The 19,138-nt window shown below is 66.3% G+C and carries 15 protein-coding genes and 1 pseudogene; 5 read left to right on the forward strand and 11 right to left on the reverse strand.

What is annotated here, in order from left to right:
* The first annotated feature begins 15 nt into the window (after positions 1 to 15).
* Together KAK88_RS13535 and KAK88_RS13540 are read left to right on the forward strand one after the other, a co-directional pair.
* Positions 16 to 1,299: an outer membrane beta-barrel protein gene (locus KAK88_RS13535; protein WP_242077012.1), complete on the forward strand. Its 1,284-nt coding sequence runs from the start codon at positions 16 to 18 to the stop codon at positions 1,297 to 1,299.
* An 81-nt stretch (positions 1,300 to 1,380) separates the two neighbouring features.
* Positions 1,381 to 3,573, forward strand: coding sequence for a GumC family protein (locus KAK88_RS13540; protein ID WP_242077013.1), 2,193 nt, complete (start codon positions 1,381 to 1,383; stop codon positions 3,571 to 3,573).
* A 32-nt stretch (positions 3,574 to 3,605) separates the two neighbouring features.
* Here KAK88_RS13540 and KAK88_RS13545 read toward each other — a convergent pair whose 3' ends face one another.
* From KAK88_RS13545 to KAK88_RS13560, 4 genes are read right to left on the reverse strand one after another with little or no spacing between them, the layout of a single operon-like run.
* The gene (locus KAK88_RS13545) at positions 3,606 to 3,917 is read right to left on the reverse strand and encodes a hypothetical protein (RefSeq protein WP_242077014.1); all 312 of its coding nucleotides are present in this window, start codon (positions 3,915 to 3,917) and stop codon (positions 3,606 to 3,608) included.
* On the reverse strand, positions 3,914 to 6,460 hold the full coding sequence (locus KAK88_RS13550) for a cbb3-type cytochrome c oxidase subunit I (protein WP_242077015.1): 2,547 nt from the start codon (positions 6,458 to 6,460) through the stop codon (positions 3,914 to 3,916). Before KAK88_RS13550 ends, KAK88_RS13545 begins: the two co-directional genes overlap by 4 nt.
* On the reverse strand, positions 6,457 to 7,434 hold the full coding sequence (coxB, locus tag KAK88_RS13555; RefSeq protein ID WP_242077016.1) for a cytochrome c oxidase subunit II: 978 nt from the start codon (positions 7,432 to 7,434) through the stop codon (positions 6,457 to 6,459). The genes KAK88_RS13550 and coxB overlap by 4 nt, the downstream gene beginning before the upstream one ends.
* A complete protein-coding gene (locus KAK88_RS13560) occupies positions 7,424 to 7,822 on the reverse strand; it encodes a c-type cytochrome (RefSeq protein ID WP_084140320.1) in 399 nt (132 codons plus the stop codon). Before KAK88_RS13560 ends, coxB begins: the two co-directional genes overlap by 11 nt.
* A 226-nt stretch (positions 7,823 to 8,048) precedes the next feature.
* Between KAK88_RS13560 and KAK88_RS13565 the strand changes: the two are divergent.
* A pseudogene (locus KAK88_RS13565) lies at positions 8,049 to 8,513 on the forward strand (c-type cytochrome); the annotation flags it as partial.
* A gap of 7 nt (positions 8,514 to 8,520) precedes the next feature.
* Here the strand turns inward: KAK88_RS13565 and KAK88_RS13570 are convergent.
* The 3 genes from KAK88_RS13570 to KAK88_RS13580 form a co-directional block, all read right to left on the reverse strand.
* Entirely contained in the window at positions 8,521 to 9,240 is a 720-nt protein-coding gene (locus KAK88_RS13570) for a cytochrome b (protein WP_242077017.1), read from the reverse strand.
* Complete coding sequence (locus KAK88_RS13575) at positions 9,237 to 9,878, reverse strand: cytochrome c oxidase assembly protein (protein WP_242077018.1); 642 nt, start codon at positions 9,876 to 9,878, stop codon at positions 9,237 to 9,239. Before KAK88_RS13575 ends, KAK88_RS13570 begins: the two co-directional genes overlap by 4 nt.
* Positions 9,879 to 10,054: 176 nt before the next feature.
* Positions 10,055 to 10,972 (reverse strand): LysR substrate-binding domain-containing protein, encoded by a 918-nt coding sequence (locus KAK88_RS13580; RefSeq protein WP_242077019.1) that lies wholly within the window; start codon positions 10,970 to 10,972, stop codon positions 10,055 to 10,057.
* Positions 10,973 to 11,109: 137 nt separating this feature from the next.
* Here KAK88_RS13580 and KAK88_RS13585 point away from each other — a divergent pair, with 137 nt between their 5' ends.
* The gene (locus KAK88_RS13585) at positions 11,110 to 12,273 is read left to right on the forward strand and encodes an MFS transporter (RefSeq protein ID WP_242077020.1); all 1,164 of its coding nucleotides are present in this window, start codon (positions 11,110 to 11,112) and stop codon (positions 12,271 to 12,273) included.
* A 13-nt stretch (positions 12,274 to 12,286) separates the two neighbouring features.
* On the opposite strand, the gene KAK88_RS13590 is transcribed toward KAK88_RS13585, so the two are convergent.
* From KAK88_RS13590 to KAK88_RS13600, 3 genes are all read right to left on the reverse strand, one after another.
* A complete protein-coding gene (locus KAK88_RS13590; RefSeq protein ID WP_242077021.1) occupies positions 12,287 to 12,547 on the reverse strand; it encodes a hypothetical protein in 261 nt (86 codons plus the stop codon).
* Between the two features lie 2 nt (positions 12,548 to 12,549).
* Positions 12,550 to 14,160 carry a methyl-accepting chemotaxis protein gene (locus tag KAK88_RS13595; protein ID WP_242077022.1) on the reverse strand — a complete coding sequence of 537 codons (1,611 nt, stop codon included), beginning with the start codon at positions 14,158 to 14,160 and terminating at the stop codon, positions 12,550 to 12,552.
* A gap of 114 nt (positions 14,161 to 14,274) precedes the next feature.
* Positions 14,275 to 14,733: a MarR family winged helix-turn-helix transcriptional regulator gene (locus tag KAK88_RS13600; protein WP_242077023.1), complete on the reverse strand. Its 459-nt coding sequence runs from the start codon at positions 14,731 to 14,733 to the stop codon at positions 14,275 to 14,277.
* A 250-nt stretch (positions 14,734 to 14,983) separates the two neighbouring features.
* Between KAK88_RS13600 and KAK88_RS13605 the strand changes: the two genes are divergently transcribed.
* Positions 14,984 to 16,534 carry a PAS domain-containing hybrid sensor histidine kinase/response regulator gene (locus KAK88_RS13605; RefSeq protein WP_242077024.1) on the forward strand — a complete coding sequence of 517 codons (1,551 nt, stop codon included), beginning with the start codon at positions 14,984 to 14,986 and terminating at the stop codon, positions 16,532 to 16,534.
* A 49-nt stretch (positions 16,535 to 16,583) separates the two neighbouring features.
* Here the strand turns inward: KAK88_RS13605 and KAK88_RS13610 are convergent, their stop codons facing one another.
* The gene (locus tag KAK88_RS13610; RefSeq protein ID WP_242077025.1) at positions 16,584 to 19,073 is read right to left on the reverse strand and encodes a TonB-dependent receptor domain-containing protein; all 2,490 of its coding nucleotides are present in this window, start codon (positions 19,071 to 19,073) and stop codon (positions 16,584 to 16,586) included.
* Positions 19,074 to 19,138 lie beyond the last annotated feature (65 nt).

A 19,138-nucleotide genomic window follows, 5' to 3' on the forward strand; every position in this document is an offset into this window, starting at 1 on the left:
AAGGCTGGGGGGCCGATGCGACGCGAAATTCTGCCGGCGGGCGTCGCTCTGGTGCTGTTCGGCGCAACCGACGCCTCGGCTCAGGCTTTGCGCTCGGCTCAGGACGCGCAAATCGACCTCTTCGTCCGCGATCGTGCTGTCGCGGTGCGCGACCGTCCGCAACCCGGATACGATCCGCTCGGCATCCGAACCGGCGGCTTTACCCTCTTCCCTCGGCTTCAGTCGGGCGTCGTTCATGACGACAACATCTTTGCGGCCGAAGCCGACCGTCAGCCTGCAACGACATTGCGCCTCACCCCCGAAGTCATCGCCCGATCCAACTGGTCGCGCCATGCGCTTGAAACCCGCGCCCGCGCCGAGATCGACCGCAACCTCGACTTCGACAGCGAGAACACGACCGACTGGAGCCTGGGCGGCGCCGGCCGTCTCGACATCGTTCGAGGTGCCGACATCACCTTGGCCGCCGACTACGCCCACGATCACGAGGCCCGCACCGCCGCCGGCGCCGATCCTGCCGCTCGCCGCCCGATCGCCTTCGATCTGGCCTCCGCCTCGCTGGCGGCGACACGCACGCGAGGTCGATTGCGCCTGTCAGCCAATGCCGCCGTTCTTCGCTATGACTACCGCGATGGTCTGAGCGCTGCCGGCGCCGTCATCGAACAGGACGGCCGGGATCGCACCGTCGCCCGCCTGACCGGCCGCGCCGACTACGCCCTCTCTCCCGCGACAGCCCTGTTCGTCCAAATCGCCCGCGATGACCGCGACTATCGCATCGTGTCAGGGTCGCCGGAACGATCCTCTTCGGGCCACGAAGCCCTCGCTGGCGTGGACTTCGAGTTGGGCGCGCTGATCCGGGGCGAGGTCGCCGCTGGATACATCCGCCAAGACTTCGAAGACACAGCCTATAGCGATCTCGACGGCTTCGGCGGTCATGCGCGCCTGTCATGGTTTCCGACGCAACTGACGACCCTGACCGCCACCGCCGCGCGCAGCGTCGAGGACACCGGCGTGATGGGCTCGGCCGGCGCCCTGCGCACCGATCTTTCGATCCGCGTCGATCACGAACTGCTGCGCAATCTGATCCTGACGGCGGAAACGGCGTGGAGCGAAGACGACTACAACGGCCTGGACAGAACGGACACCCGCTTTACCGCTGGTTTCAGCGCCGTCTATCGCCTCAACCGTCGCTACGGTCTGACAGCCGGTCTGGCCTATCTCGACCAATCGTCGTCCGGCGCGGCTGCGGGCCCGAGATATCGCTCGACACGTTTGTCCCTCGCGGTCGTCTCGCATTTCTGAACGCACGGCCACAGCGCGAAGATTGACAACCTGAAGGCATCATCGCACCACTGGACGGGACGATCACCGTTCGATGGCGCGATGACCCACAACGACACCGCGATCGGCGGTCCCGGCCAGACTGCGGACGACGCCATCGACCTCCACGCCCTGATCGCTGCCTTCCGCCGTCGTCTCGGCCTGTTTATTGCTGTCGCAGCGGCTGTATGCCTGATCGTGCTGGCGCTGATGCTGGGCCAGCCGCCGGTCTATACCGCGACCGCCAGCCTTCAGATCAACACCCGCAAGGAACAGGTCGTGGCGGGACAGGCCGTGCTGTCGGCGCTCGACGCCGAGGCGGCCATCGTCGACACCGAGGTCGAGGTTCTCAAGTCACCCCAGCTCGCCGCGCAGGTCGTGCAGACGCTGGGCCTGATCCGCGATCCGGAGTTCAACGCCCGCCTGCGATCCTCGCCCCTCACCAACCACCTGCCGCGCGCCACGCCTGCGCCGACCGATGCTCAGATCGAGCGGCAGCAGGTGATCGACGCTGTCCGGCGACGCCTGACCGTGCGCCGCGTCGGCCTGACCTATTCGATGGCGGTCGGCTTCACCTCCGAAGAGCCGGCCAAGGCGGCCCGCATCGCCAACGCCTTCGCCGACGCCTATCTCCAGTCTCAACTGACCGCCAAGTTCGACGCCAACGCCCAGGCCAACACCTTCTTGGGCGCTCGGCTGGAAGACCTGCGCCGCCAGGTCGAGGCCGCCGACGCCGCCGTCTCGGCCTACCGGATCGACAACGGCCTGCTCAGCGCTCAGGGCGCGACCCTGACGGAGCAGGAGATTTCGGCCTACAACCAGCAACTCGCCCTGGCCCGCGCACAGCAGGCCGAACAGGACGCCCGCCTGCGCACCGCCCGCGCCCAAATGGCCGCCGGCTCCAACGGCGACGATGTGGGCGAGGCCCTCTCCTCTCCCGTCGTTCAGAACCTGCGCGCGCAGCGCGCGGCGATCAGCACGCGCGTCGCGGATCTGTCCGTCCGTTACGGCCCGCTGCACCCCGACATGATCCGCGCCCGTCAGGAGTTGGCCGACATCGACGCCCAGATTCAGGCCGAGATCCGCCGTGTCGTCTCGAATCTGGACGCCCAGGCTCAGGTCGCGCGCCAACGCGCCGCCTCGGTCCAGTCCAGCCTGGACGCCGCGCGCGGCGCCCTGGCCGACAACAACGCCGCCTCGGTGCGCCTGCGCGAACTGGAAGGCGAGGCCGAAGCCGCCCGCGCCATCTACCGCGCCTTCCTGGATCGCTATCGCGAGACCAGCGCCCAGACCGGCGTCGAACAGGCGGACGCCCGCATCGTCTCGCGCGCCACGCCTCCGACCGCGCAAAGCGCGCCGAACCTGACGATCAGCCTCGCGCTCGGCCTGCTGCTTGGCGCGGCGGCGGGGACCGGCGCCGTCATCATCGCCAACGCCATGCAGACCGGCGTCAGCGGCCCCGATGACATCGAGCGCAGGCTGGGCGTCGGCGCCGTCGGCGCCGTTCCCCTCGCCTCATCGGTGGCCACGGCGGAGGATCAGACGCTGCACCCGATCGATCTCGTCGTCCAACGCCCGCTGTCGGTCTTCGCCGAGGCCTTCCGGGCGCTGCGCACCTCGATCACCCCCATCGTCAGTGTCGTGGGCGAACCGTCCGTGCGCATCGTCGCCGTCACCTCTGCCCTGCCGGGCGAAGGCAAGACCACCACAGCCGTCTGTCTGGCTCGCGTCGCCGCGCGCTCCGGCGGACGGGTTCTGTTGATCGACGGCGACCCGCGTCGGCGTGGCGTGACGCGGATGCTGGGCCTGAACCCCGACCACGGCCTGGCCGAGGTCCTGCACGGCGCGGCGGCCTGGCGAAACGTCTTGGTGCTGGACCCGGCCTCCGGCGCGCAGGTTCTGCCCCTGTCGGGATCAGGCCTGTCGGCCGACGACCTGTTTGGGGCTCCGCCGATGACCGCTCTGCTCGACGACCTGCGTCAGGCCTTCGACCTGATCGTCATCGACACCGCGCCCGTCCTGGTCCTCGCCGACGCCCGCATCCTGGCGGCCAAGGCCGACAGCGTCGTCCTGCTCGCCCGCTGGCGAAAAACCCCCGCGCGCGCCGTCGCCGCCGCAATCCGCATCCTAAACCAATCCGGCGTTCGCCTTTCCGGCATCACCCTCAGCCAGATCAATGTTCGGGCGCAGGCTGGCCTAGGCTATGGCCAAGCCGATTATGATTACCGAGCCTACAGAAAATACTATGCGGCCTGATTGTCGGTAGAGATCAGGCCGCACAATCACCTTCACATTCTACCACCGACGACGAGCACCAGAGTTTGAAACACAACGCCGATCGCGCCAAGCAAGCTGCCGGCGATCGCCAGGCGCAAGCCGAAGGACTGTGTCGCTTCCGGCTTTGCACGCAGGGCAACCAGGGATTTCCAACATAAGGCGCCAATGCTTGCCAGGCAGAGGGCGCTGAAAGTCAGCCCGAAAGCATTCCACGCGCCGGCATCCCCGCGCGCCACGTCGGCGGCGCTGGACATCAGATACAGGCCCAGGAAATGGGCGGCCCAGATCAGGAGGCCGCCGAGCATCAGCAGCCAGAACCTCATGCGCCGACGCCCGGGAACAGGCGGATCAGAAGGGTCGTCGCCGCGCCCTGAACCGCCGTGAAGGCCACGAACAGGGCGACCACTTCGAACGTGGCCGGATAGCGGGACGACACGAGGCCGCAAAGCCAGCGCAGCAGGACGAACGGTCCCATCAACAACGAGATGCCAACAAATGTCCCCTGCCAGGCCAACAGCGCATAGACGGTCGCGCCGTGGCTGGAGGCGTGAGGGCGAAGGCCCGAGTTCCACCAGGCCAAGGCCTCGGCCGCAAAGGCGCCGCCCGCCGCCACGGTGGCGACCAGCATCAGGACAGCGGCGATGCCGGCGCTGCGCGGCCGGTCCAGCTTCAGCGCGCCTTGAGAAGCCCAGGCGCCGACTCCGGCGGCCGCCAGCAGGCCCAGGGTCAATGGCAGCGAGCCGATCTCGGGCGGCGCCTGCCACAGGTCCGGCCGCCGGCTCCACAAGAAGACGTAGGAGAAGCAGGCCATGATCGCGACCATGCCCGACACGATCAGGGTGATGACCATCGCCCACCAGCCGTGACTGCTGGGGCCGGACACATAGGTCGGCAGTCGCACGCCGCCGCCGACATCCACCGTCGCAGGACCGCTGGGGCGATCCAGTCCCCAGCACCATTTGAGGATGCAGTAGACGGCTAGGACGCCGCTGACCAAGGAAGCGACGTAGGCCTGGATCGTCAGGATCAAAAAGAAGCCGGCGGTGAAGATCGCGCCCCAAACATACCAGCTGGACGGCCGGGGCATCCGCTGGAGGTATTGAGGCTCGGCGTTGATCGGACTGGTGATCATGGTCTCGCGCTCGCCGCGCGGCGCGCCGGGCAGGAAGTAGCGGCCGGCCTCGACGTCGCGCGCCAGGTTCGGCTGGTCCCACACCGGATACAGGCTCTTGATCACCGGGACTGAGCGCAGCGAGTATCGACCGGCGGGCAGCCACTCCAGCCCCGGCCCGCCAAACACATTGCCCGCGTCCTTCTCGCCGAAAGGCCGGAAGTTGCGGATCATGTCGATCATCCACAGCACCACCGCCAGGCCGAACATGAAGGAGCCGACGGTCGAGATCATATTGGGCAGGTCCCAGCCCCGATCCGGCAGATAGGTATAGACCCGGCGCGGCATGCCCATCAGCCCGGTCAGGTGCATGGGCATGAAGGTGACGTTGTGACCGACGAACATCAGCCAGAAGATCCACTTGCCCCACCGCTCGCTCAGCGGCCGGCTGCTGGACATCGGCGTCCAGTAGTAGATGGCGGCAAAGAGCGGGAAGACCATCCCGCCGATCAGGACGTAATGCAGGTGGGCGACGATGAAATAGCTGTCGTGGGCCTGCCAGTCGAACGGCACCATGGCGACCATCACGCCGGTCAGTCCGCCCATGACGAAGATCACCAGCCCCCCGACGGCGAACAGGCCGGGCGTGTTGAACCGCATCTTGCCCGCCGCCAGGGTGGCGATCCAGGCGAAGACCTGCACCCCCGCCGGCACGCTGACGGCCATGGAGGCGGCGCTGAAATAGTTGATCGAGATCTGCGGCATGCCCGTGGTGAACATGTGGTGCGCCCAGACACCGAAGCTGATGAAGCCGGTCGCCAGCATGGCCAGGACCACCAGTCGATAACCGACCAGCTTGGTCTGGGCGACGGCCGGGATCAAGGTCGACATGGCCCCCGCCGCCGGCAGGAAGATGATGTAGACCTCGGGATGGCCGAAGAACCAGAACAGGTGCTGCCACAGCATGGGATCGCCGCCCTTGGCCGCATCGAAGAAGGGCCAGCCCAGCGCACGTTCCAGCTCCAGCAGCAGGGTCGACAAAATGATCGACGGGAAGGCGATGATGATCATGCAGGCGAAGATCAGCATGGCCCAGGCGAAGATCGGCAGCTTGTCTAACGTCATGCCCGGCGCGCGCGTCTTCAGCACCCCGACGATGATCTCGATGGCGCCGGCGATGGCCGAAATCTCGATGAAGCCGATGCCCAGGAGCCAGAAGTCGGCGTTGATGCCCGGCGAGTAAGTCATCGACGTCAGCGGCGGATACATGAACCAGCCGCCATTCGGCGCCAGGCCGAAGAACAACGAGGCGAAGAAGCACAGCCCGCCGACCAGATAGGCCCAGAAGGCGTAGGCGCTCAGCCTAGGGAACGGCAGATCACGCGCCCCCAGCATCTGCGGCAGCAACAACACGCCCAGCGCCTCGACCGCGGGCACCGCGAACAGGAACATCATGACCGTGCCGTGCATGGTGAAGATCTGGTTGTAGGTTTCCTGCGCCAGGAAACCTGTCATCGGCAGGGCCAGCTGCGTGCGCATCAACAGCGCCAGCACGCCCGCCAGCACGAAGAACAACATAGCCGCGCCGACGTAATAGACGCCGATGTAGTTGTTGTTGATCGCCGTGATCCACTCCCACGGCCGCCGCGGGCCGCACCAGACCTCGTCGAGCTGCTCCAGCTCGCCCTTTGGCCGGGCTTCGGTGGTGGGGAAGCGTTTGTAGAGTTCGGGATCGAACCCGGTTTCCGAACTCATTTCAGACTTTCCAGATAGGCGGCGACGGCGCGCACGTCCTGGCCCGACAGGACCGCATAGGACGGCATCCGATTGCCGGGCTTCAGGCTCTGACTGTCCGAAATCCAGCCGGCCATCGTCCCCTGATTGTTCGGCAGGATGCCGGCGCCCAGCGTCTGGCGCGAGCCGACGTGGGTCAGGTCCGGTCCCGCCAGACCGTTCGCCTCGGTGCCGCGAATGGTGTGACATGCGGCGCAGCCCGAGGCGGCGAAGACGTTTCGCCCTTGGTCGATCAAGGCGAGCGGCCCTTGGGCCGAGGGCACAACGGCGGCCGGCCGCGACTGACGCGCCAACCAGGCGGCGTAGTCGTCCGGCGCATGGGCCACGACCACCAGCCCCATCAGGGCGTGAGGACCGCCGCAATATTCGGCGCATTGGCCGCCATAGGTGCCAGGCGCATCGGCTTGCAGGCGCATGAAGTTGCGGCGCCCGGGGATCATGTCGGTCTTTCCGCCTAGCCGCGGCACCCAGAAGCTGTGGATCACATCCGCGCTTTCCAGCTCGAACACGACGGGCTGGCCGGCCGGGATATGGACCTCGTTGGCGTCCTGCACGATCTCTCGCCCCTGACCGTCAAGATAGGCGACGCGCCACCACCACATTTCGCCAGTGACGCGCACCCGCATTTCGCCGGGCTTGGGCGCATCGGCCACCCGCGCGGTCGTAGTCAACCCATAGACCAGCAGTCCGGTCAGAACGACCACCGGGAAAACCAGTCCCGCAATCCAGATCAGGCGCTCGCCGCCGACCCGCCGCTTCCACTTGCGCGGCCCGAACAGGGCGATGCCGAGCGCCACCGCCACCACGACCATGACCACCGCCGCCATGATGAAGAGAACCCAGGCCACGGTCTGGATCGGCCCGGCGAATGGCCCGGCCGGATCCAGCACGGGCGGCGGCCAGCCGGCGATTCCGGGAGGGGCGTCAGTCTTCATCGAGCGTGTACAGATAGGCCGCAACGTCGCGGGCTTGGTCTTGCGTCAGGGGCATGGGCGGCATGGCGGTTCCGGGATCCATCGACGGCGCGTCGATCAGCCAACGGATCAGGGTATCGGGCTGGTTCGGCAGACGTCCGGCGATCAGGGGACGCGCGCCGAACCCCGCAAGGTTCGAGCCGGACCGGCCCTCGGGCCAGGCGACGCCGGGGATGCGGTGACAGGCCGCGCAACCGACCTCCTTGATCACGGCCAGTCCGGCGGTCGCATCGGCCTGAACCACCGGCCGGGGCAGGTCGGACTTGTCCACGCAGGCGCACAAGGCCAACGCCAGCGCGCAGGCCGCCGCCCGTCGTCCCATCGCCTCGCCCGCTGTCCGAAAACCCATCCGCCCCCCAAAGCTTCGCCAGAGCAATCCTCTTGTCGGAAGGAGGTTCCCGACTGCGACATGCAGCCTCGGCGCATCGCCACAAGGAACCTTCGCCATAAGCAGGTGTTGCACCGCCGTGCGCGCCTCCCTTTCCGTTCTTGTGCTGCTGACCGGCCTGGCCGCCTGCGACTCCACGCCGGGCCAGACGGATCGCAGCTTCACGGCGAATGGTCAGGTCATCGCCATGAGCGGCGGCGCCGGCGGGGCGGCCAACGCCTGCTTCACCTGTCACGGCCTGGACGGCGGCGGGGACGGGGTCGCCGCCCCGCGCCTGGCAGGCCTAGACGCCGGCTATCTGCAAAAGCAGTTGGAAGACTATGCATCGGGCCTGCGTCCCGACGACGCCATGACACGCATCGCTAAGGCCTTGGACCAACAGGGCCGACGCGAGGTCGCCGCTTACTACGCCGCCCTGCCCGCGCCGGCATCGCAAACGCCCGTGTCGATGGCGCCCGCGCCCGCCATCTATCTGAATGGCGACCCTTCGCGCGGCATCGTCGCCTGCGCCTCATGTCACGGCGATCGGGGTCAAGGCTCGGGCCAGGGCGGCAATCCGCAGGTCGCCGGCCAGCCCGCCGCCTACACGCTGGAACAGATCGACCGCTGGAAAGTGGGTAAACGCCGCAACGACCCGCGCGGCGTCATGGCCGCCGCCGTCAAATCGCTTTCGGACCCAGAAGCCCGCGCCATAGCGTCTTGGCTGTCGACGCAACCCGCTTCTCCAGCGCGCGCCAGCGCCGCTGCCACCGGGTCCGCTTCGGTCGAAGCTGCGGCACGACCGGCATCATCGCGTGAAACACGTCGTCCCTATCGATCAGATGGTGCTTGAGCGCGGCGCCGGCGTGGATGGGGATCATCAGCAGCAGGGTGATGACCAGTCCCCAGTGCATCCATTCCGCCGCCGCCTCGATCGCCCATAGCTGGGTGTTGGACAGATCCTGCAGCGGCAGCAGCGGCCATTTGATGAAGCCCAACGTCTCCAGCTGACGCGTCCGATCCGTCGCCGAAATCATGGCCCAGCCCGACAGCGGCAAGCCGAACAGGCAGATGTAGAACACATAGTGGGTCACATGGGCGGCCATGCTCTCCCAACCCGGCTTGTCCGCATCGTTGATCAGGTCGGGCGCCAGCAGTCGCCACGACAGCCGGCCGATCACCAGGGTCAGCATCAGCACGCCGATCGCGAAATGCAGATCATAGGCGGCCATCATGGCGCCGCCCACCGGCTGTCGTCCCATCCACCAGCCCCAGCCGAGCTGGAAGATCACCAGCCCCGCCATCACCCAATGAAAGCCGATGCCGACGGGCGAGTAGCGACCCTCGTCATGGTGACCCGCCGCCCATTCCAGCAGTTGCCTGAACAGTCTTTCGATCATGCCGGATGCGCCTCGGCGTCAGGGCCGATCATCCGCCCCAGCCGCCACAAGGCGGCGAACAGATACAGCGCCGCCGCCGGCGCCCACATGATCAGCCCGGCCGCCTGCTGATCCTCGAGCGGCGTCATGCCCCAGGCCAGGGTCGAATAGGCATGGGGCGCATAGACCGCCTGCCCCGCAAAGGTCAGCACCGCCCCAAGCAGCCCCATCGCCAGCATCGCCGCCAACAGGGCGATGACCGCCGCCGGCGCAGACGCCGACCGCGCCGCGCACCAGAACCAGACAGCGCTCGCCAGCAGACTGATCTGCATCACCCAGTAGACCGCATCGCTCGACAGGGCGGCGCCATAGGCGTCAGGCGCGTGCCAGGCCCAGAACACCACCGCCTGCACCGCCGTCGCCAAGATCAGCGACCCGTATCGTTTCATGGGCAGGGCCGCCGCCAGCAAGGGCGCGGCGAAGCCGACCAACAGCACATGATGCACCGTTCGCGCTGAAAACAGCGCCGAACTGAGGGCGCACAGCGGGGAGACAAATCCAACGGCCAATACCGCGACAGCCGCAAGACCATAGCCGCGCTGCCGCCCCTCCAGCCGCCACAGGACCAGGCCCGCGGCTGCACCCAGAACGGCCAGCAAGATCGGATCAAGATTCCAGCGCCACTCACCAAGGGCTGGCGCAGGACCGCAATACGGCATCCAACTCAAAGCTGTACCCCCAACCGCTTGCCGGATCTCTTGATCCCCGTGAAATGAAAAAGCCAAGCCAGCGGTGACGGTTCCGCACGGATCATTTCTACGACGAATTGCCGCGATCACCCCGTTTCAGCACCAGGGGCGACTTCGGTCGCGTCCCTTGCAACCGACCGTGGCCGCAGTTGATCGACCAAGAAGTCGACGAACACCCGGATGCGAGCGGGAACGCTGGCGCCGCCCACAAAGACGGCATGGATGGGCTCACGATCGCCAGGATTGAAATCCTCAAGCAGCGGCACGAGCTCTCCCTTCGCAATGGCGTCAGCGACGCTGAAGTTGCCCACGCGCGTTACGCCGACGCCCGCCAGCGCAAGTTGCGTCAGGCTCTCGCCATTATTCGCTTCCACGGGCCCACGAACCGTCAGCGCATAGTCACGACCGTCCCGTCGAAAAGGCCACACGGGCTCCAGTCTTCGGAAGTTGAAATTCAGACAGTCATGTTGGTGCAGGTCCTCTGGCGCGTGCGGCACGCCGCGACGCGCGAGATAGGCCGGCGACGCCACGATCGTTCGCCCTGTCTCACCCAGTCGTCGCGCCGTCAGCGGACTGTCCAGCAGCGGTCCGAAGCGAATGGCGACATCGGCCTGTCCGGCCGCGACATCCACGACCGTATCCGTCAGATTGATGTCGACGAGGATTTGCGGGTAGCGCGCCACGAACGCGCCGATCAGCGGCACGACCACCTGCCGACCGTGCGCCAGGGATGCGCTGACCCTTAGGCGTCCCTGCGGCGCGCCTTGGTCCGAGATGGACTGCTCGGCCTCATCCAGGTCGGCGACAATTCTCCGTGCGGCGCTCAGATAGGCCTGGCCCTCGACCGTCAACGTCAAGGCGCGGGTTGTCCTCAGGACGAGCCGCACGCCCAGTCGCGCCTCGATCCGATCGATCGTTCGGCTTACCGCCGATGGCGTCAGCCCAAGAGCCCGACCGGCCGCTGAAAAGCTGCCGGCCGCAGCCACAGCCGCGAACACCTCCATGTCGCGGGCGCGATCCGCGCCCGCTGACGGTGCCTTTGCGTGCATTTCAAAAATCCTTCGCTTCCGAAAGGCCTAACCCCTGGGCACGACTGCGTCCATCTGTGCGCAAGTCTTATTGGTCTGCGGATTTCCATCCTATGAAACTCAACCCTCCCCTGCTGGCGCTCGCCGCCGGCGCGTTCGGTATCGGCGTGACCGAGTTCGCCCCGATGGGGCTGTTGCCCGTCATCGCGACCGATCTGGGCGTCTCTATTCCATCGGCCGGTCTGCTGATCAGCGCCTATGCTCTGGGCGTCGTCTTGGGCGCGCCCTTGATGACCCTGGCTACGGGCCGCGTTCCTCGCCGCACCCTGCTCATCGGTCTCGCCGGCATCTTCACGATTGGCAATGCGCTGTCTGCGCTGGCTGACAACTACGCCCTGCTGATGATCGCGCGGATCATCACGTCGCTGAACCATGGCGCCTTCTTTGGGGTCGGCGCCATTGTCGCGGCCCGGCTGGTGCCGCCGGACCGCAAGGCCGGGGCGGTGGCTGCCATGTTCATGGGCCTGACCATCGCCAATGTCGTGGGCGTGCCTCTGGCCACCTGGGCTGGGGAAACCTTGGGGTGGCGGGCCAGCTTCTGGGGCATTGCGATGATCGGCGTCATGGTGATGGCGGCCCTCACCCTGACCCTGCCGAAAGCCGCCGCACCTGCCGCCGGCGACATGTTGGCTGAACTGCGCGTGCTTGGCCGCAGACGCGTCCTGTCGGCCTTGGCCCTGACAGTTATCGGTTCCAGCGCCATGTTCACCGTCTTCACCTACATCACGCCAATCCTGCGCGAACAGACCGGCGCGTCGCTGGGTTTCATCACCGCGATGCTCGTCCTCTATGGGCTTGGCCTGACCGTCGGCAACTGGATCGGCGGCAAGTTTGCTGACCGTTCCGTCGATCGCACGCTGATCGTCACCCTCGCCGGCCTGTCGCTCGTCTTGCTGACCTTCGCCGTGGCCATGCCTTTCGCCAACGTAAGCGCCGTTCTCATCTTCCTGTGGGGCATCGCCAGCTTCGCGCTCGTGCCGCCGCTTCAGGTTCGCGTGATGGATGCAGCGCGTGACGCTCCGAACCTGGCTTCGGCTGTCAACATCGGCGCCTTCAATCTCGGCAACGCCATCGGGGCCGCTCTGGGCGGCGCCGTCATCGCCGGCGGCCTCGGCTACCCAGCCGTTGCTCTGGCCGGCGCCGCCGCGTCCGCCCTTGGTCTGCTGATGATCGTGCTGATGTCACGCCGGCCAGCTGTTTTGGTCGCAGCCGAGTAGGGAGCTCCGTCAGTCAGCCGTTGTCGTTGCCGGCGCTTTGGCAGCGGTGTTCGAGCGATAGTCGGCGGACGTCGGCGGCGTTTTGAAAGACGGCGCGGCTGATGAAGGCGCCCACGTCGCGCCAGGCGTTGGATATGGTCTGGAAGGTCTGTTCGTCGCTCTGGCTGGCGGCCAGGGCTTCGTTCCAGCGCGACGTCAGCGCATTGATCTCGTCGAGCATCAAAAGCCGCCCGCAGGCCAGGGTCATCCGGTAGCTCGCGCTTCCTTGGCTCATTGTCAGAACTCCTCCCAGCCGGCCGTGTCCGCCTCCTCCACGACGGCCAGCGCGGCCGAGCCGGAGGATCGCAGGGCGGCCGGACGCATGGGCCGTGCCGCGCTCGGCTTGCGCGGCGCCGGGGCGGCGAGGGCTCGGCTGCTCAGCGCGGTTTCGCGTGTCAGGCTGAAGCGCTGGACCAGATCCGACAGCTGACGGCTTTCAGAGGTCAGGCTGTGGCTGGCCGCCGTCGATTGTTCGACCATGGCGGCGTTCTGCTGGGTCACCTGGTCCATCTGGTTGACGGCGGTGTTGACCTCTTCCAGCGCCGTCGATTGCTCGCGCGTCGAGGCCGTAATCTCGTTCATCAGCTCGTCGATTTCGGCGACGCGCTTGACGATGGACGACAGGGCGTCGCCCGTTTCCGCGACCAGGGTGACGCCGGACTTCACCTGGACGGACGAGGTGGTGATCAGCGACTTGATCTCCTTGGCCGCCTCGGCGGACCGCTGCGCCAGGGCTCGAACCTCGGAGGCCACCACGGCGAATCCTCGCCCCGCGTCGCCCGCGCGCGCGGCCTCGACGCCCGCATTCAAGGCCAGAAGGTTGGTCTGGAAGGCGATCTCGTCGATGACGCCGATGATCTGGTTGATCTGAGACGACGACTGTTCGATCGCGGTCATGGCCTCGACGGCGCGGCTGACCACCTCGCGCGACTGCTCGGCGGATTGACGAGAGGTTTCGACAACCGCGGCGGCGCGACTGGCGCCTTCGGCCGCCCGCTTCACCGTGGCGGTGATCTCGTCCAGCGCGGCCGCCGTTTCCTCCAGCGTCGCCGCCTGATGCTCGGTGCGCCGCGACAGGTCGTCGGCCGCTTCGCTGATTTCGGCGGCGCCCAGTTGCATGGCGCCCGTATTGCCGGCGATCTCGGCCATAGCGTCGTCTAGACGCTGCATGGCGGTGTTGAAGTCGGCCTTCAGGCGCGCGTAGCCGCCGGTGAAGTCGGACGCGATGCGGGTTCGAAGGTCGCCCTGGGCCAGAGCCGCCAGAGCCGCCGCCGTGTCCTCCACGACCCGCGTCTGTTCGGCCTCGGCCTCTGCGCGCTTCTGGTCCGCCTCCAGGCGCTTGGTCTCGGAGGCTTCCAGATACAGCGAAATGACGAAATCCATGTCGAGCATGGCGGCCTTGACCACGCTGGCCAGCGTCGCCGCCAAAGCCTTGCCGTCGTCGCGCTTCGAAAACAGCGACCGCGTTTTGGCGTGGGATGTGACGATCGCCTCGATCAGCCCTTCCAGGACCAGGGCGTAGCCGCCGATATACCAGCGCGGCTCCAGCCCGATCCGGGCGTGGGTCTGGCCGATGCGGCGCACGCCCTCGACATAGGCCGGATCAAAGGCGCCCGAGGCGATCAGGCCCCAGTGTCGCGCCTGGGCGTCCTTGGCTCCAGCGATCTGGCTTTCCGCACCGAAGAAGCGGGCCACGTCCGGCGTCGCGCGAAGCTGGGCGTAAAAGGCTTCAAGGCTGGGCTGAAGCGCGGCCTCGATGACGGGTCTGGCGTCAGCGAGACGAGACCTCGCGACCTTGTCCAGCTTCAAGAAGCGAAGTCTTTGGTCCAGATTCATTGCGTCCGACATGACGGCCCCCTTGCATGGCGGTCAGTTGGACGAGGTTCGATCTAAAGGCCGGTTGAAGTCTCTTCAGCCTGTAGACTGTTTCACAGCGGAAGCATTGTTTGCGCCGGTCTGACGTCAGGTCGCGGCGTGACCGACGTCCTTCGCCATGGCCTGCAACAGCGGGATCAGCTGGGCGGCGGTCTTCAGACCCTCGCTGGTCAACAGTCCGGCAAGACGCCCGTATTGCGACCGCCGATCGTCCAGAACAGCGCGGCCTGCCTCGGTGATTTCCAGCATGGTGACGCGCCGGTCGTTCGGATGGGGTGAACGCTTGACCAGATCGGCGCGAACCAGATGATCGACCAGACGCGACAGCGAGGCCGGCGGCGCCTGAAGCGTCGATCCCAGAGCGCATTGTTTGACGCCGCGACGGCCCTCGCCGGCGATCAGGCTCAAGGCGCGGACGGCGGCATTGCTTTGACCATCGGCGCGCAGGACGCGATCAAGCTGGCGATCGAGTTCGAGCAAGGCGGTGTCGAGCGCATACAGCGCCATCGCGGGGTCATCGAACGCCCGCACGGTGAACTCGTCCATCGTCCCCCGAACACCCATAGGTCTGGTGTGACAGGATTGGCCGCAACCTACAAGATAGACGAAGGTCAACCCTTAGGGATACCGAACCCCTAACACCGCATCCAGAACAGAATGATTTCACACCGGTGCAATCCTAGATTGCCACGCAAGCCTTTGGGAACAGAAGTGGTGAGGCAACAACCGGAAAGAGCCGATGGCGTCGGTCAAAAGACATCCTGCCCACCCTTTGACAGCGAACCGATCGCTGGGGATGAGCACGGGAGGCGCGCTCGATGCCGAGCTTCGAAGAGCGCTCGAAGTCGCCGCTATACTGGTGACGACCGATCGACACGGGGTCATCATTGACTGTAACGAGAAGTTTGTCGCAGTCAGCGGTTATAGCCGAGAAGAGTTGATCGGCTCGACCCACCGGATCGTGAACTCCGGCCTGCATTCCAAGGCCTTCTTCCAGGATCTGTATCGCACGATCCGCAGCGGCAAGGTGTGGACCGGCACGTTGCGGAACCGCCGCAAGGACGGCAGCCTATACTGGGTCGATACGACCATCGTGCCGGCGCTCAGCGGTCCCGAGGGCCCGACGTCCTATACGGCCATCCGTTTCGAGGTGACCGAACATGTGCTGGCTCTGGAGGCCCTTTCGGAAGCGCGGCTGGTCGCCGAACGCGCCGCGGCGCTGCGCGACACCTTCCTCGCGACCATGAGCCATGAGGTCCGCACGCCGTTGAACGGCGTCCTGGGCCTGGCGCAGTCCCTGTCAGGCGCCGACCTGCCCGACGATGCGCGTCAAAAAGTCGATTTGATCATCAAGTCCGGCGAAACGCTGAGGCGCATCCTGGACGACGTGCTGGACCTGTCCAAAATCCAGGCCGGCGAGATGAACCTTGTCGACGAACCCTTTTCGCCGTCCGACACCATCTCCGGCGCGGTCGATCTGATGCGGCCGCTGGCCAGCGAAAAGGGACTTGAGCTGATCTCCCGGTTGGACGGTCTTCCAGCCCATCTCATGGGCGACGGGGCCCGCCTGCGTCAGATCGTGCTGAACCTGGTCTCCAACGCCATCAAGTCCACTGCGGTCGGCCAGGTGCTGGTGGATGCGCGCTACTCGACGCCGTCCGGGCGTCTTCGCATCCGCGTCGCCGATACCGGCATGGGCTTTGACCGATCGACGGCCAAACTGCTGTTCTCGCCGTTCAGCCAGGCCGACGATTCCATCTCGCGGCGGTTCGGCGGCACGGGCCTGGGCCTCTCCATCAGTCGTCGTCTGGCGGAGCTGATGAGCGGCGGCCTCAGGGTGCGCTCAAAGCCCGGTCGGGGAACGCTCTTCGTTCTCGAATTGCCGATGGGTCCCAGCGGCGAGATCACCCGCGAAAGCGAGAGCCATGTGGAGGCGCTGGATCGACTCTATGGCGCGCGGATCCTCTTGGCGGAGGACAATCTCGTCAACCAGCAGGTCGTCCAGGCGCTTCTCAGCGGCTTCGGCTGTCAAATCGATGTCGCCGAAAATGGCCAGGAAGCCGTCGATCTGTGGTCGGCGCACGCCTACGACCTGATCATGATGGACATGCAGATGCCGGTCATGGACGGCGTCGAGGCCATCCGCAGCATCCGCAGAGGCGAACAGCAGCGCGAGATCAACAGGCTCCCAATCGCCATGCTGACGGCCAACGCCTCGTCCAACCATCGCGATCTGGCCTCACGCGCCGGCGCCGACGTCGTAATCCCCAAGCCCTTATCTGCCGATCACCTGATCTTCGAATCCGCCCGCCTCCTCAACAACGCCGCCCGCTGTCACTGGATATAGGCTCTGACGGAACAGGCTTCCAGGCTCACGCCCGGAAGCCTGCCTTGCATCAGAAGTAGAAGCGGACTGCCGCAGTGACGGTGCGGCCAGGCAGGGCCTGGGCCAGGACCACGCCGCTGGCGGGCAGGCTGTCGGCCGACACTTCCGTTAGGGCGGTTTCGTCGAACAGGTTGTTGGCGGTCACCGACAGCACGACGCGGTCGATGGGGCGCACCTGGACGAAGGCGTTGACCGTGGCGTAGCCCGGCATCTTCAGCTGGTTGACGTCCTGCGTATAGCTCTCGGTCGTGCCGACGACGCTGGCGCCCACCGTGAACAGGTCCGTCTCGTACTGCGGCATGACCTGGAAGATCAGGTCGGCCTGACGACGCGGCGAGTTGCCGACCAGAGCCGCATCCTCGGCCTTGGTGATCTCGGCGCTGGTGACGGTGGCGCTGCCGGTCAGGCTGAACGGACCGTGACGCACGCCGGCCTCGAACTCGGCGCCCTTGGCCTCGTAGCTGCGCTGGACCAGCACCAGACGCGTGACGCCGCTGGCATCCGCGCGGATCTGCTGGTTGGTCTCGCTGACCTCGGCCCAGAAGCCCGTGACGTTGGCGAACAGGCCGTTGGCCCGGTACTTCATGCCGATCTCGGCCTGGTTCACCGGATCATAGGCCGCGTCGGCCTGCAGCAGGTCGCCGTCGACATTGCTGATGGCCGGCGAACGCAGGATCTTGTCCGCTGCGGCGCGTGCACCCTCGCTGTAACGGGCGAAGGTCGAGAAGCTGTCCGAGACGCGATAGTTGGCGCTGAGCGAATACGAAACATAGTCGTAGTCGTAGTCGACCGGGGTGGCGCTGGCGGCCGGGGCGAAGGCGAAGGTGCGCTCGGCTTCAGAGATGACGCCGTCGTTATCCACGTCGATGGTGCGAACGTCGGTCAGACCGTTGGCGACCGTGCGGCCGCTGACGTCGCCGCTGTCGAAGCGGATCGATCCGCCCAGCGCCAGCTTGCCCAGCCGGTAGTTCAGCGAGGCGTAGGGCGCCAGCACCTTGTAGGTCACATCGGTGCGCGAGTTGGACCCGGCGCCCGAGGGACCGAAGAAGTTGACCACGCCGTCCTGCGTGCGGGGCGTGCCGTTCGTATTGAAGATGTCGACCAGGGCCGAGTTTCCGCCGCCCACGACATCCTGAAGGAACGGGATGTACTGGCGATCGAACTTCAGATCCTGTTGGGCCGAGTAGACGCCAACGGTGGTCGTCAGGTCGCCGCCGCCGATCTTCCAGACGCGGTTGGCGCGCAGATCGTTGGTGAAGTTGTCAAGGCTGTCGATGTCGGTGTGGACCAGAGTCGAATAGGCCAGCAGGCCGTTGCCGTTCAGGGTCGTCGGGCTGGTGATCGCCTGACCGGCGCGCGGCCCCGTCGCATAGGCCAGGGTCCCGGGACGACGGCCGAACGCCAGCGGCGCCTGGGCCGCCGGCACCACGGCCAGCGGATAGTTGAAGGACTGATCGCCCGATTGCTGCGCGTAGCGCATGTGCTCGGAAATCGTCCAGCCGTGCAGGTTGAAGCGGGTCTGGAAGCCCAGCGCGCGCACCTGAACCTGATTGCCGTCCTGCAGATTGACGCGCTTCAGGTTGTTGTCGCCGTCCAGCAGCGGGAAGACCGTGGTGTTGCGCGACGTCAGGGTGTCGCGCGTCATCGAGAAGTTCGGAACGTCGCTGTAGTTGGGATCGTCGTTCGTGCCGGACACCAGCAGAGGCGTCGGCCCATAGGCGATGACGGTGTCGTCCAGGATCTTGCCGTACAGACGCACGAAGCCGCCGTCGAAGGTCTTGGTGATGTTGGCCTTGATCTGGCCGCCCTTGTTGCCCGTGAAGCCGGCGTCGCGCGGGCCTTCACCCTCGCGATAGAAGCCGCCGACGTGGAAGCGCACGGTGTCGCTCAGATGACCGCCATAGCTGAAGTCGCCGCGATAGGTGTCGTAATCCAGGCCCGAAGACACCTGAACCGAGCCGCCTTCGACCTCACCCGTCTGCGAGATCAGGTTGATCACGCCGCCCGGCGCGTTCGAGGCGAAGGTCGAGGACGACCCGCCGCGGATGGACTCGATCTGGCCGACGTTGAAGTCGTAACGCATGAAGTAGTCCGGCACCAACGCCAGGATGTCGCCGAACTCCAGGACCGGCAGACCGTCTTCCTGGAACTGCAGATACTTCGCGCCGGTGCTGACCATCGGCAGGCCGCGGATCGTATAGTTGCCGTTGGTCTCGCCCGTGCTGGCCTCGGCGCGAATGCCGGGGATGGTGCGGAACAGGTCGTTGATGGAATAGGCGCCGATCTTGGCGATCTCGACATCGTTGATCGAGCTGGTGGAGGTCGCGCTGTCCAGCCTGTCGCGCGCCTTGGCCACCCCCGTCACGATCACGTCGTCATTGGCCCGCGTCCGGCTGGCCTCCCAGGCCGTCTGGCGCTGCGGCGCAGGCTGCGTCTGCGCATGAGCAGGCATGGCGAGGATAAGCGGCGCAAACGCGGCCGTGAGGTACAGGGATTTCAAGGAAGCCTCCAAGGCGTTGTCTTGCAGTATAGAGACTGGACAACTGATTTTCGTTCGGAAATTCT

The organism is Brevundimonas diminuta (assembly GCF_022654015.1).
GTDB lineage: Bacteria > Pseudomonadota > Alphaproteobacteria > Caulobacterales > Caulobacteraceae > Brevundimonas > Brevundimonas diminuta_C.